Annotated in this window: 10 protein-coding genes and 2 pseudogenes; 9 read left to right on the forward strand and 3 right to left on the reverse strand. The window is 59.2% G+C overall.

Annotated elements, in window-relative coordinates:
* Positions 1-385 precede the first annotated feature (385 nt).
* Both AX750_RS12560 and AX750_RS25530 read right to left on the reverse strand, forming a co-directional pair.
* A pseudogene (locus tag AX750_RS12560) lies at positions 386-781 on the reverse strand (IS5 family transposase); the annotation flags it as partial.
* 76 nt (positions 782-857) lie between these two features.
* Positions 858-1,034: pseudogene (locus AX750_RS25530) on the reverse strand (IS3 family transposase); the annotation flags it as partial.
* A 155-nt stretch (positions 1,035-1,189) separates the two neighbouring features.
* Here AX750_RS25530 and AX750_RS12565 point away from each other — a divergent pair.
* The 5 genes from AX750_RS12565 (at position 1,190) to AX750_RS12585 (ending at position 7,420) form a co-directional block, all read left to right on the forward strand.
* Positions 1,190-2,023 carry an ABC transporter permease gene (locus tag AX750_RS12565; RefSeq protein ID WP_066719894.1) on the forward strand — a complete coding sequence of 278 codons (834 nt, stop codon included), beginning with the start codon at positions 1,190-1,192 and terminating at the stop codon, positions 2,021-2,023.
* Positions 2,013-3,257, forward strand: a complete 1,245-nt coding sequence (locus AX750_RS12570) for an ABC transporter ATP-binding protein (RefSeq protein ID WP_066719892.1) — start codon at positions 2,013-2,015, stop codon at positions 3,255-3,257. The genes AX750_RS12565 and AX750_RS12570 overlap by 11 nt, the downstream gene beginning before the upstream one ends.
* A 92-nt stretch (positions 3,258-3,349) precedes the next feature.
* Positions 3,350-6,565: a methyltransferase domain-containing protein gene (locus AX750_RS12575; RefSeq protein ID WP_197426589.1), complete on the forward strand. Its 3,216-nt coding sequence runs from the start codon at positions 3,350-3,352 to the stop codon at positions 6,563-6,565.
* Between the two features lie 228 nt (positions 6,566-6,793).
* Positions 6,794-7,081: a transposase gene (locus AX750_RS12580; RefSeq protein WP_066719886.1), complete on the forward strand. Its 288-nt coding sequence runs from the start codon at positions 6,794-6,796 to the stop codon at positions 7,079-7,081.
* 24 nt (positions 7,082-7,105) lie between these two features.
* Complete coding sequence (locus tag AX750_RS12585; protein ID WP_197426588.1) at positions 7,106-7,420, forward strand: transposase; 315 nt, start codon at positions 7,106-7,108, stop codon at positions 7,418-7,420.
* Positions 7,421-7,433: 13 nt separating this feature from the next.
* On the opposite strand, the gene AX750_RS26000 is transcribed toward AX750_RS12585, so the two are convergent.
* A complete protein-coding gene (locus tag AX750_RS26000; RefSeq protein WP_156446510.1) occupies positions 7,434-7,736 on the reverse strand; it encodes a hypothetical protein in 303 nt (100 codons plus the stop codon).
* 13 nt (positions 7,737-7,749) lie between these two features.
* Here AX750_RS26000 and AX750_RS12590 point away from each other — a divergent pair, with 13 nt between their 5' ends.
* The 4 genes from AX750_RS12590 to AX750_RS12605 all read left to right on the forward strand — a co-directional run bounded on the left by AX750_RS12590 (position 7,750) and on the right by AX750_RS12605 (position 12,370).
* Positions 7,750-9,693 (forward strand): hypothetical protein, encoded by a 1,944-nt coding sequence (locus AX750_RS12590; RefSeq protein ID WP_066734497.1) that lies wholly within the window; start codon positions 7,750-7,752, stop codon positions 9,691-9,693.
* Positions 9,694-9,767: 74 nt separating this feature from the next.
* Complete coding sequence (locus tag AX750_RS12595) at positions 9,768-10,985, forward strand: NAD(P)-binding protein (RefSeq protein WP_066719878.1); 1,218 nt, start codon at positions 9,768-9,770, stop codon at positions 10,983-10,985.
* On the forward strand, positions 10,982-11,668 hold the full coding sequence (locus AX750_RS12600) for a glycosyltransferase (protein ID WP_066719876.1): 687 nt from the start codon (positions 10,982-10,984) through the stop codon (positions 11,666-11,668). The genes AX750_RS12595 and AX750_RS12600 overlap by 4 nt, the downstream gene beginning before the upstream one ends.
* Before the next feature lie 3 nt (positions 11,669-11,671).
* Positions 11,672-12,370: a lysylphosphatidylglycerol synthase transmembrane domain-containing protein gene (locus AX750_RS12605; protein ID WP_066719872.1), complete on the forward strand. Its 699-nt coding sequence runs from the start codon at positions 11,672-11,674 to the stop codon at positions 12,368-12,370.
* Positions 12,371-12,390 lie beyond the last annotated feature (20 nt).

The following is a 12,390-nucleotide window of genomic DNA, read 5'->3' on the forward strand; positions in this document are numbered from 1 at the left end:
CCGAAATCCACTTAGCGACAGCCCCAAAACTGTTCAGATAAACCGAGCCAGCTCTTCCTTCAGCAAGGACACCTCACCTCCGAGGCTTACGAATACGGGATCAGCTTCACTGGTGAGGAGTACATACACTCCGAATGGGCGAAGCGTTTCCAAGTCGACCGCATTCTGTCAGGGGCAATCCACGACTTTCAGGATATCGTCGCCCTTACGCGGAATTGAATGGCGTTAAGATGAAACTGGCCTGCCCCGATTGAGTGGTCCGGCTTCGATCTAGACCATCGCGCGTCCGAACGGACGCGATCACGATGCTCTAAGATATTGCTGGAGCAGCGGATTCCTCCGAAAAGTGAATTCCACTTTTCGGTCCGATGCTCTAGGTTGAGACTCAACGGAGCCAATAGGCAACGAGAGCGGCGAGGCAAAGCGAAGCCAGATAATTCCTGGCAAGCTTGTCATAGCGGGTTGCGATTCGCCTGAAGTCCTTGAGGCGGCAGAACATGTGCTCGATGGCATTGCGATCGCTGTAGCGCTTGCGGTCGAAGGGGTGGAAGAACCTGCGATCGTCCTTGTTGGGGATGACTGGACGCATGCCTCTTCCGATGAGATTTTCACGGATCGCATCGCTGTCATAGGCCTTGTCGGCCAGAAGTACGCGGGCTGGTGGTGCGGCGTCGAGCATGACGGACAGCATCCTGATGTCGGCTGCCTGCCCGGGCGTGAGCGCGAGGACAAGAGGCCTGCCCTTGCCGTCGCTCAGGGCATGGATCTTATACCAACGGCCCTCATTATCGACCGATATGAGCCCATTCGCGCATTCCGATGGATGTGATTGTCTTGGGCTGATCGACGAGGCGGTTCGCCACGCATTCGCGGGTGAGCTCGTCGATCACGTTCAACATGCGGAACTTCCGGCCGTTATGGGTGCGATCCTCGATAAAATCATAGGACCAGACTTGGTTGGGATACTCTGGTCGAAGACGCACGCAGGATCCATCATTCAGCCAAAGACGCCCCTTCTTCGGTTGCTGACGCTGCCCCGATTGACAGCGCGCGCGCCTAGTCCGTAAACGAGCCGTCCACTTCGAAACCGCGTCCCCGACCTGCGTCAGCATCGAAGTGGGTTAGTGGCGACGGACATCCTTGTGCGTTAATCGCAGCCAGGTTCGAGATTTTGATTGCAAGACAGACAATGAGGCTGAAAGCGCTTGTTTCTTTGCGGGTAACGCCGCTGACGCCCTTTGCCGTGGTCTGGAAGAACAAGCACCTCTTGCGCCGCCTCGTTGCGCAGGAGCTGCAGAGTCGTTACCGCGGCTCGCTCCTCGGAGTTCTCTGGTCGGTGTTGGTGCCCCTGAGCCAGCTGCTGGTCTTCACATTCGTTTTTACGTCCGTGGTTCCGAGCCGTTGGAGCGGCAACAGCAGCAATGTCGGCGACTTTTCCCTTGTCCTCTTCGCTGGCTTGATCGTCTATGGGCTGTTCGCGGAAGCCATCGGGCGCGCGCCTATGCTCTTGCTCGAAAACCCGTCCTACCTGAAGAAGGTCGTGTTCCCGGTGGAGTTGCTAGGTGTCAGCGCGCTTTGCGTGGCGATCGTAAACGCCTTGATTTCCCTCGCAATCCTGCTGCTGTTCAAGCTCGTACTGACGGGTTCGGTTTCCGTATCGATTGTCGGGCTGCCGCTGGTGCTGGTGCCGTTCGTCCTGCTGCTTTGCGGCCTGGTCTGGTTTCTGGCCGCCACAGGCGTCTACATCCGAGACCTCCGCTACGCTGTAGGCCCAATTCTGTCGCTGATGATGTTTTTGAGTCCGGTATTCTATCCTGCGTCCGCCTTGCCGCCTCAGTTCGCATGGATATTCGCGCTGAATCCTCTCGTGCCCGTTATCGAGCAGGTGCGGGCCATCGTCATCGATCATCAGTGGCCGACCATGGCGACAGTTGCGGGTCTTTGGGCCTTAGGAATGATGTCGCTCTGGCTCGGCTATCTCTGGTTTTCCGGCACGCGCCGTGGCTTCGCCGATGTCGTTTGACAACCCGGCCGTCGATCCACCACTGCTTGAGGTTCGCGGCCTCTCGAAAGTCTACCGGATTTTCGATCGGCCCGGAGACCGGCTGAAGCAGATCCTGTTCGGAGGCTTCAAGCGATATTACCGTGACTACACGGCGCTGGAGGATATCTCCTTTTCGATCGCCAAGGGAGAAACGGTCGGCATCGTCGGACGCAACGGTGCCGGAAAATCGACGCTGCTGCAGATTTTGACTGGAACGCTGCAGGAGACTGCGGGCGAGGTTGTGGTCAACGGACGTGTGGCGGCGTTGCTCGAACTGGGATCCGGGATCAATCCCGAGTTGACGGGCCGGGAGAATGTCCGCTTGCTCGCGGCCATCCTCGGCCTGGACGACGCCGAAACTCGCGATCGCATGCCTGCCATCCTTGCGTTCGCCGAGTTGGGCGAGTTCATCGACCAGCCGGTCAAGAGCTACTCCAGCGGTATGTATGTCCGCCTGGCTTTCTCTATCGCGACCTGCGTCGATCCCGATCTCTTGATCGTCGACGAGGCCTTGAGCGTCGGCGACGTCGCCTTTCGCAACAAGTGCATGCGGCGTATCAACGAGTTGCGCGCGAAGAACGTCAGTATCCTGTTCGTCTCCCATGATCTCAGCACATTGCAGATGATCTGCGACCGGGCGATCTGGCTGAACGACGGCCGAGTCAAGGCGATCGGCAATCCGGTGCAGATCACACAGGACTTCCATGCCTTCATGCTGGGCGGCGATGCGCCGAGCGTGGAAGCGACGGAGTCACGCCCGCTCACGCCCACCGGCCGATCGGTTCCTCAGCAGATTACCGAGCATGGCGAATTCACGGTATTCCGATTGAGACGCCACGGGGGGGGGGCAGAATTTTCCCCGGGTGATGACATTGCTTTTGAGTTCGCGCTCAAAGCAGCTGAAAACATTGACGGAATAATCTTTGGACTTAGCGTATACCGTCGAGACGGGGATTGGATAATCGGACAAACAAACAAAGAGTCGAAAGTTTCGTGGCCCCCCATCAGAGAGAACGAGACAGCCAAAGGAATTGTTATTCTTAAATCTACAGTACTCGGGCCCGGCGAATACATCGCCGCCATAGCAGCTTATAGCAATGACTTATCTTTGCTTTATGCTATGACAGAATTAAACGTCTATTTCTCTATTCGGACAGCGTACCCGACCTGGGGAAGACTAATTCATCCTATTGTTTGGGAGCCGCACGGTTAGCGGTGTGTTTGATGGCATCCGGTGCCGAAGCTCGGTCCAATGAATCGACTGGGGAGCTGGACGATACCGAATTTTGTCAAGAGGGAACCTCCATGTCGATCGTTCAACCCAGCCCCGAAGCAGCTCGAACCGGGCCAACCTGCCCGGTCTGCGGGTTGCATGCGTCCAGCTGGCTGTGCAGGGCGAGCGACTATGACGTTTGGCGCTGCGCCTCCTGTGCAACCGATTTCGTCAATCCTGAGCCGACACCGGAGCAGCTCAAGGACCTTTATGACCGCGAGGACTGGTTCGAGGGCGGGGAGCACGGCGGCTATGCGTCCTATGATGCGCAGACCGACAGCTCGCCGCCTTGGCTGGTGGCTCTGATTGAACGTATCGACTCCGAGCGAGCTTCTCCATCGATACTCGATATCGGCTGTGCCTATGGCACGCATCTCGCACTGGCCAGATCGCGTGGCTGGGGATGCTTCGGCGTCGAGCCTTCGAGGCATGCGCGCGACATCGCCATCGCCCGGCACCCCGAAATCTATTTTACGGAGACCTTGGAGGAGATCCCTCCGCATCGCTTCGACCTCATCCTGCTACTCGATGTAATCGAGCATCTGTCCGAGCCCTATGGCCTCTTCTATGAGCTGATGGGGAAAGGGGCGATCGGCCACGACACCGTGGTCGCCGTCACGACGCCGAATGCCCGCTCCGCCGAGGCGTTGAAGGACCCGGGCGGCTGGAAATACCGCCATCCCCCGTCCCATCTGACGTTCTACTCCGGGGAAAGCTTCGCGACCCTGTTCCGACGGCTGCGCTTCCCGAAGGTCGAGGTCACGGGGCAGCATCCTCTGCGCTCGTCCGATGTCGCAGCCCCGTTCGACGATGAGACATCGGAACTGAACGCTTCGGTCGTGTCGCAGGAGGGCCTCCTCGCGATCGCGAGCGGAAGCGATTTCGCGGCTTTCATGCAGGAACGCTATGTCCCGGGCACCTGGTCCGAAATCGCCGCTTACGAGCACCGTCCACGCTATGCTTTCGCCAGCTCTCTCGCTGCGGGCAAGCGCGTCCTGGATTTTGGCTGCGGCAGCGGTTACGGGGCCGCGGATCTGGCCGAGGAAGCTGCGCATGTCACAGCCGTCGACATCAGCGAGGAGGCGCTCGCCTATGCGCGCGAGCACCACAAGGCCCCGAATTTGGTCTTCGAGCGTCGGTACGACCTGGCAGAATGCCTGGAGCCGGCGAGCTTCGATCTGATCACATGCTTTGAGCTCGTCGAGCATCTGGCGCGTCCCGACCAGCTGCGCCTACTGGCCAGTTTGAAGCGGCTCTTGACCGAGGACGGGCTGCTGCTGATTTCCACGCCAAATCCCGCAGCCACGGCCAATTATGGCGAGAACCCGTTCCATCTGCATGAGATGCCCGAAGCGCAGTTTCGGGCGACCTTGACGGCTGCCTTCCCGGCAGTCCGATTCCTTGGGCAGGTGATCGCACCGGCAGTCACCTTCTTACCAGACGGCGCGGATGCGCAAACAACCTTCAGCTATCGTGCGATCAGTGGCGACGAGCGGCCGGAGCCTGCCGTCTTTATGGCGGTCTGCGGAACGAAGCCGCTGGCGACCCTGCCTCGGCCGATCTTCCTCGACTCAGAGCTCGACTATGTCACAATGCGGACGGAGGCGATCAAGGGCAGAAATCGCGAGCTGCTCGGACGCTACGAAATACATCAATTGAAAGTGGCCGTAGCGCGTCGTGCCGAGGCCGATGCACAGGCTCGCCACGAGACTGAGAGGAAACTGATCGCCCGGGAAACGGAGCTATCGACCGTCCAGTCCGAGCTATCGACCGTTCGAGCGGATATGGCACGCGCGCTTGAGTATTGGACAGCTGAGGCCGAGAGTAATCGCGTAGAACGGGAAGTCCTGGCCAACCGGCTGCGCACGATCGAGACATCCACGAGCTGGCGGGTCATCACGCGGTTGATGCCGGTCCTGCAGCTGGCTCGGCCCATCCTGCGATCCATGGCCACGGCCGCCCGACGGCTCACCGCAGCTGAACGACGGCAGCGGCACAGCCAAAACGGCGAGACCCCTGCAGCGGTCACAAAGCCCTCGCTGGACCTGGCTTTCGAAACGTCGCGGGTTCCGGAATGGCACGAATCCGAAGGCCGGTACCGCCTTCGCCTCGACGAGGAGATGTTGCTTAAGCGGCGCACTGTGCCTGCCGACAAGGCGGGACTCATCGCCCCGTACGAGGTTGCGCCACTCAGGCCGATACCGCCTAACATTCGGCGACCGAGGATCCTGCATGTCATCCCGAATGTCTTCGTCGGCGGGTCGACCCAACTGATCATCGACATCATTCAACACCTATCTCATCACTATCAGCAGGAGGTGCTAACCTCGGCGCTGTGGCGCGGCGGTGAGCATGTCGGCATGACGGTTCATTGCGTGACGCAGCCCAATGCTGACAGTATACGCGATGTTTATCGACTTTATTCCCCTGACATCATCCATGTTCATTATTGGGGACTCAGCGACGATCCTTGGTACAAAGCAGCATTCGACGCACTGGATGCGATTCCTGACGCCAAGGTCGTCGAGAACGTCAACACGCCGGTGACGCCGATGGTCGTGCCTCGGGTGGACCACTATGTCTTCGTCAGCGAGTATGTTCGGACCCAATTCGGATCAGCTGCCGCCGATCCAGCTGTATCATCGATCATCTATCCCGGCATCGACCTGTCGCATTTCTCGAAACGGTATGATGGCGACGATGCGAAGAATGCCATCGGGATGGTCTACCGACTCGAAAGCGACAAGCTTCGCGAAGACGCGATCGACCTATTCATTGAGGTTATCAAGCGCAGACCGCGAACGCATGCGATTATTGTGGGCGGCGGCTCTTTTCTGGAAGGCTATATCGGACGCACCATAGCTGCTGGCGTTCGAGATAATTTTTATTTCACGGGGTATGTCCCTTATGATGCCCTTCCTGATCTTTATGATAAATTTTCGGTATTTGTTGCGCCGGTTTGGAAGGAGAGTTTTGGCCAGGTGTCGCCCTTCGCGATGGCGAAAGGGCTTGCCGTTGCAGGCTATGACGTCGGTGCACTGTCGGAAATCATCGGTCGGTCGGACAGTTTCGCCACCGAGCTACAGGACACAGCTTGCATTATTGTCGACCTTCTCAATACGCCGGAACGCTTGGCCGAGGCAGGCGAGCGCAACCGGGTACGGGCTGCAACGATGTTCGCCGTCGAAACAATGGTCGAACGCTATGATGCGCTCTACGCGATGCTGTTGTCAGCGCGGGCCAGGTGAACATATGGTCTCATGACTCGGAGAGGATGCGGCATTATCTTTTCCGGGAAGCGACCTTGGGAGCCGGCCCGCTCCTTCTCCTCGCCTGCCGGAGCGCTCTGCATCATCAGGCCTCCCACAAAGGTAAGCAGCGTCCCGGCCCCACCTTTCGGGATGAGGCATTAACGTTGATGTTCCGAACCTGGAGGGCTTGGAAATATGACAATTTCCGAGCTTACGCATAAATCGATGGCCGAGCTCGATAAGCCGGTTCGGCGGTTTGAGGTCTTCGTGTCGGAGAGCTTCGAGCCTGGCGCGAGGGTAGGTGCCTTCGCCCGCAGCCATGCCTTGTCACCGCAGCAGTTGTTCACCTGGCGCCGCGAGATCCGCAAGGCCGCGGAAGCGATGCCCGCGTCGTGTCGGCGGTGGCGACACCCGAACCAGCACTCACATCGGAGCGGACGGGTAGCCCTCCGCAGCGAGCCGCCTTTTCAGCCGATGTCGATCACCCATGACGCGCCGAAAATTGGCGCGTGAAGGTGGTCCGTGTCCATTATGGCAATGATGGACACGATCGACACGAGGCGTGGCCGGCGGAGTTGGAGCGACACGCAGAAGCGAGCGATCGTTGCGGCCTCGCTGGAGCCCGGAACGTCTGTTTCGGTGATTGCGCGGCGCTATGACGTCACCACGAACCTGCTCTTCATCTGGCGCCGGCTTTATCACGACGGATTGTTGGCCGAGCCTGGTGCGGGCGGCCCTTCGCTGCTACCGGTCACGATCACCGGCGAGCAAGCTGAGAAGCTGAGCTCGGTTGCGTCTGATGCCGGTCGGGTCGAGATCGAAATGTCGCCCGGCTACCGCATCGCGGCATGACGGGGCTGGCCTTTCAGGTCCAAGAATCGACTTGACCAACCTGATTAGAAAATTTTGCATTGCGCATACCAATTTGTATATATTGATCAAGCGATTGAATAGCTGTCTCAGGTTGATTCCGCTCCGGGTCCGGCGTCTCTATTTGACAGAATTGATGAGTTGAATTTGGAGGAAGATGGTGGTGGGGCTTGCTAGAAACGTTTGGGAGGTGGATCGCGCGTGCGATTAACTTGCCACGCAAAAAAAACGTATCTAAACGGCTCATATCATGCGGCCTTTTCTCTAGTATTTCTGGTTTGACTGTACTGTTGGACATGCTTGGATATCTGATGAAAATGCGATGGCGCGCCTGGATTATGACGATTTTTGTCATCGTAGTCGTTTTTCTGAAAATAATGGTCGTTTCAGAAAACGAAATCATAGCCTTACCAGATGACTCGGCGGGATTTGTCAAGTTCGTTCACTTCGGAATTACTGACTTGGGCCCTCCAGTGGGCTATCCCATTTGGCTCATGCTGGGCCAACTGCTCGGAGTGCCCCAGCGTTTGGCGGTAGAGTTGCTGTATATACTTTCCTGCTGGCTTCTGTGCCGCGCAGCAAAGCCAGCCATTGGGCAGGGCGCAACTCTGGCTCTGTTTGCCCTGCTGGTTTTCAGCCCGGTCACGTTCCATCTGTTCGACCATGCGCTCAGCGATTCTCTATACGTGTCTCTGGTCATCCTGGGTGTGGCGTTGTCAGTGCGGCTGCTTCACCTGCTCGGAAACGGAGCATCGCCAGGGGGGCTGCTCTGGCTAGGGCTTGGCAGCGTCCTTGGGTACATGGCAATTGTGCGTAACGAGTCGCAGCTGTTGCTGGTTTGGGCTGCTTGGTTGGCATTGTTGTGCTTATGGATCTTGCGCCAATCGCCAAGCCGTCGCTATGGCCAACTGATCAGAGGGGGGGCCCTGGCAACGGGGGTGGCTTTATCGCTGGCAAATAGCCCAGCGGTCTTCCATGGCGTCGTCGATGGAGTCTGGGGGTCGACGATGTCGCAGATGCCATCGCATATGCGTTTGCTGCGAAATCTGGCGTCCATCGATGTTCGGCCGCGTGTGAGATACATCAGTGTCTCTAGCCAAGCGCGCGCCTTAGCCTATGCCCACAGTCCGACTTTGGCTGGTCTTCGTGATACGGTGGAGCGGGCTGACAGTCCGTATGTTCTCGCCAGTCAGCACCAGGGCGGCCTGCCCGCTGGCGAGATCGGCAATGGCTGGATATGGCATGTTTTCAACGATGCAGCGATCCAACAGCTGCCCAATCCTCGAACGGTCGGTAACCTGAGTCGGTTCTGGGACCAGGTTAATGCCGAGCTGGAGGCTGCATTCTCCGAGGGGCGCCTGCAGCGTCGAAGTGTTGTACACCCCTTGATTGCAGGCGACTTGGGCACCGTCTTTGCGAGCATGCCGGTCGGCATCTTGCAGGCGTATCGCAAGATCTTCGATTTCATGCCTGCAGTGACTGATCAGGGCTTTGCCCAAGACATTTTCGACGAAGTCTGCCTTCGTCGCACTCATCTCGTGAAAACATCCGAGTCCCGCGTCAGCTTGCGGGGGTGGGTACTGCCTGTAGACGCCTCAGTTGTCTTGCTCGGTGTGCAGGTGGCTGGTGGCAACTCGTCTAATGGAGTGCAGTCATGGATGAGTGCGCATATTACCACTCGAGACGACGTGTCCGCCGCGTTCTCCAATGAGTGGGGGAGAGCCGTCCACGCGACGGGATTTGAGCTAAGCTCGGTCGATGTCCCGCCGGGCCCGTTAACAATTCGCTACTTGACGAACCGAGGTGTCGTGACGGATGGCGTTGGCCAGCTGGGCACGGTGCAGCGACGGGACATTGAGGGAAGCGAAGCGCTATTGAGTGCATTGGATCATCTGGAACGCACAGTTCCGTCGCAGGCTTGGATCGGCTTGAACGCCCAATCCGCATTGGCGGGTTGGGAAGCCTGGTCGGTCGTACTCTGGTTGGGGCCTTTCGTGCCGATCTTCGCGCTTGTCGGTGGTGCGAGCCGATCCTTTGGCGCGCATTCGGAAAATCACGTACGCCAGCCGTGGATTGCGCTGTTGTTTATTTTCGGCATTGTGATTCAGCGGCTCACCTTCTATGGGGTTATGGATGAGTTGGCTTGGCAAGTTGAGCACCGCTATGTAGCGCCTCTGTTTGCTTTGCTCATCGTTCTACTGATCATTTCGGTAATGCTGCTGAGGGTACGCCTCGCGCGGACGCGAACCCCTTAACCGCGTCGTGTGCAGAGATAAAATGCTCGACGTTGCATTCCCCGAAGTGCAAAAATCAAATCATTGAGAGTTTTATGGAACGGAAAAAATTCGTCGTGCTGGGTGCAGGCCCCAGCGGCTTGACGTTAGCGCATTCGCTGATCGATGCCGGCACCCCGCGCGAGGAAATCGTGGTGCTGGAAAAAGAACGGATTTCCGGCGGGCTGTGCCGCTCCGAGGACGTCGATGGCGCTCCCCTAGACATCGGGGGCGGCCACTTTCTGGACATGCGCCGCAAGGAGGTGCTGGACTTCATCTTCCGCTTCATGCCGCGGGAGGAATGGGAGTTGTTCGACCGCGTTTCCAAGATCCGACTGCGCGGCATAGAGGTGGACCATCCGCTGGAGGCCAACCTGTGGCAGTTCCCGGTCGAGGTGCAGGCCGATTATTTGGAGTCGATCGCCCAGGCCGGCTGCGTGCGCGGCGAGCCCATGCCCGAGTCCTTTGCAGCCTGGATCGAATGGAAACTGGGCGAGCGGATCGCGCAGGAGTACATGCTGCCCTACAACCGCAAGATCTGGTCGATGGACCCGGATGCATTGGGCACCTACTGGCTCTACAAGTTGCCTGACGTGTCGTTCCGCGAGACCCTGCTCAGTTGCCTGGAGGGAAAGCCCATGGGCTCGCTGCCGGCGCACGGCACCTTTCTTTATCCCAAGAAGTTCGGTTACGGCGAAGTTTGGCGCCGCATGGGCGTGGCGTTGGGCGATGCGCTGGTGACGGGCTGCGCGCTGGAGAGCGTGGACCTGGACAGCCGCATCGTGAATGGCCGCTGGCAAGCGGAGACTATCGTCTCGTCCGTGCCGTGGACCTGCTGGCTTGACGCGGCCAAGCTGCCGCAAGCGGTGGCTGATGATGTGCGCACGCTGCGCAATGCGCCCATCGACGTGGACTACGTGCCGGATACGCTGGACAGCCCCTCGCACTGGACCTACGAGCCCGACGAGTCGGTACCCTACCACCGCGCTTTGCTGCGTTCCAATTTCGCCGGTAATGCCAAGGGCTACTGGACCGAAACCAATGCCACACGCTCCAAGCCGACCGAGGGCGTGCGCTTTCACAACGAGTACGCCTACCCCATCAACACGCTGGGCAAGCCGGAGGCGGTTGCACGCATTCTGGATTGGGCCAAGTCCCGCAGCATCGTGGGCATGGGTCGCTGGGGCCGTTGGGAGCACATGAACTCCGACGTGGCCGTGGCCGAGGCACTGCAGGTGGCGCGTGAGCTGAGCGGCAACGGAGCGTGTGCGTGAAGCTGTCCTTGTGTCTGATCGTCTGGAACGAGTTACAAGGCTGCCAGGTCGATGTGCCCAAGCTGCCGCTACACCAGTTCGACGAAGTCTTCGCCGTAGATGGTGGCAGCACCGATGGAACGGTGGAGTATCTCGAGTCCATGGGGATCCGCGTGCACCGGCAACCCAAGCGCGGGCTCAATGCGGCCTATGTCCACGCCAATGAGGTAGCGACGGGCGATGCGGTGGTTGTGTTTTTTGCTAAGGGCACCTTGCCGGTCGACGACGTCCTGAAGTTCCGCCCCCTGTTCGAGTCCGGCAAGCAACTCGTGGTGGCCAGCCGGCAGTTGCCAGGATCAGTCAACGAGGAAGACGCCCATCTGCTGCGCCCGCGAAAGTGGGCCGTGCTGGGGCTTGCCGCGCTGGCTGCACTGCTCTGGCGCCGCGAGGGGCCGATGGTGCGTGACGTGCTGCATGGCTTCAAGGGCTGGACGCGCAGTGCCTTCGCCGCCATGAAGGTGCTGGACCACGGCCTGTCCATCGACATCGAGATGGTGGTTCGTTCGTACAAGCTGCGTCTGGCGCGTTCCGAGTTCCCGACCCAGGAACTGGCGCGCGGCTACGGTGAGACGCACTTCAAGATCTGGCCGACGGGCAAGCGCCTACTGGCCTATCTGTGGTTCGAACTGCGTCGCAAGGATTGAGCGATGGCTACCGCTGAGGGGCTTCGCCAGATGGTGGGGTCGGTCTGGTTCAAGCTCCTGATTGCCGCGGTGGTCGTTGGCTTACTGTTCGCGTTCAACCGGGTCGATATCGACGCGCTGCTGCATCTGGAAAACACTTGGCCGTGGTTGCTGGCGGCGTTCCTGTTGATGCTGCCGCCGTTTGCGGTGGTGTCCTATAGGTTCCAGATCTTGCTGCGCAGCCAAGGCGTGCAGGTGAGCTTTCGCGAGGCGTTGCGCTGGACCATGATCGGGGCGTTTTTTGACTTGGCCATGCCCAGTTCCAACGGTGGCGATGTCATTAAGGCCGGATACGTGATCAAGCACGTGGGGCCTGGCATGCGCGGGCGCGCGGTCATGTCGGTGCTGTTCGATAGGGTGCTGGGGTTGCTAGGGCTCTTCCTGCTGGCCAGCATCGTGATGCTGTTGGGCTGGCAGGTGGTGCGTGACATGCCAGCGCGGAACCTGCTCGTAGTGTGCCTATTCGGCGCCAGCTTTGGTGTCTTGCTGGGCTTCCGTCTCATGGGTGCGCGCCGCTTCTACAACCTTCCAGCCATGCAGCGACTGTTCGATCGTGGCGCCTGGGGCGCCCGTGTGCGCTCGTTGATCGGCGCGTTCAACGATCTGCGAGAACGGCCTGCCAGTATGGCGTACCCCTACGAGGGCGGCCGTCTTGAGGATTGATGCTTGGGGGTGAGACTGTG

The sequence above is a fragment of the Methylobacterium sp. CCH7-A2 genome, from assembly GCF_001557075.1.
Lineage (GTDB): Bacteria > Pseudomonadota > Alphaproteobacteria > Rhizobiales > Beijerinckiaceae > Allobosea > Allobosea massiliensis.

What these genes read in the sequence shown, in the direction of transcription:
- AX750_RS12565 (WP_066719894.1), top strand. Translation starts at nt 1,190, where the DNA reads ATGAGGCTGAAAGCGCTTGTTTCTTTGCGGGTAACGCCGCTGACGCCC.
- AX750_RS12570 (WP_066719892.1), top strand. Translation starts at nt 2,013, where the DNA reads ATGTCGTTTGACAACCCGGCCGTCGATCCACCACTGCTTGAGGTTCGC.
- AX750_RS12575 (WP_197426589.1), top strand. Translation starts at nt 3,350, where the DNA reads ATGTCGATCGTTCAACCCAGCCCCGAAGCAGCTCGAACCGGGCCAACC.
- AX750_RS12580 (WP_066719886.1), top strand. Translation starts at nt 6,794, where the DNA reads ATGGCCGAGCTCGATAAGCCGGTTCGGCGGTTTGAGGTCTTCGTGTCG.
- AX750_RS12585 (WP_197426588.1), top strand. Translation starts at nt 7,106, where the DNA reads ATGATGGACACGATCGACACGAGGCGTGGCCGGCGGAGTTGGAGCGAC.
- AX750_RS26000 (WP_156446510.1), bottom strand. Translation starts at nt 7,736, where the DNA reads ATGTCCAACAGTACAGTCAAACCAGAAATACTAGAGAAAAGGCCGCAT.
- AX750_RS12590 (WP_066734497.1), top strand. Translation starts at nt 7,750, where the DNA reads ATGAAAATGCGATGGCGCGCCTGGATTATGACGATTTTTGTCATCGTA.
- AX750_RS12595 (WP_066719878.1), top strand. Translation starts at nt 9,768, where the DNA reads ATGGAACGGAAAAAATTCGTCGTGCTGGGTGCAGGCCCCAGCGGCTTG.
- AX750_RS12605 (WP_066719872.1), top strand. Translation starts at nt 11,672, where the DNA reads ATGGCTACCGCTGAGGGGCTTCGCCAGATGGTGGGGTCGGTCTGGTTC.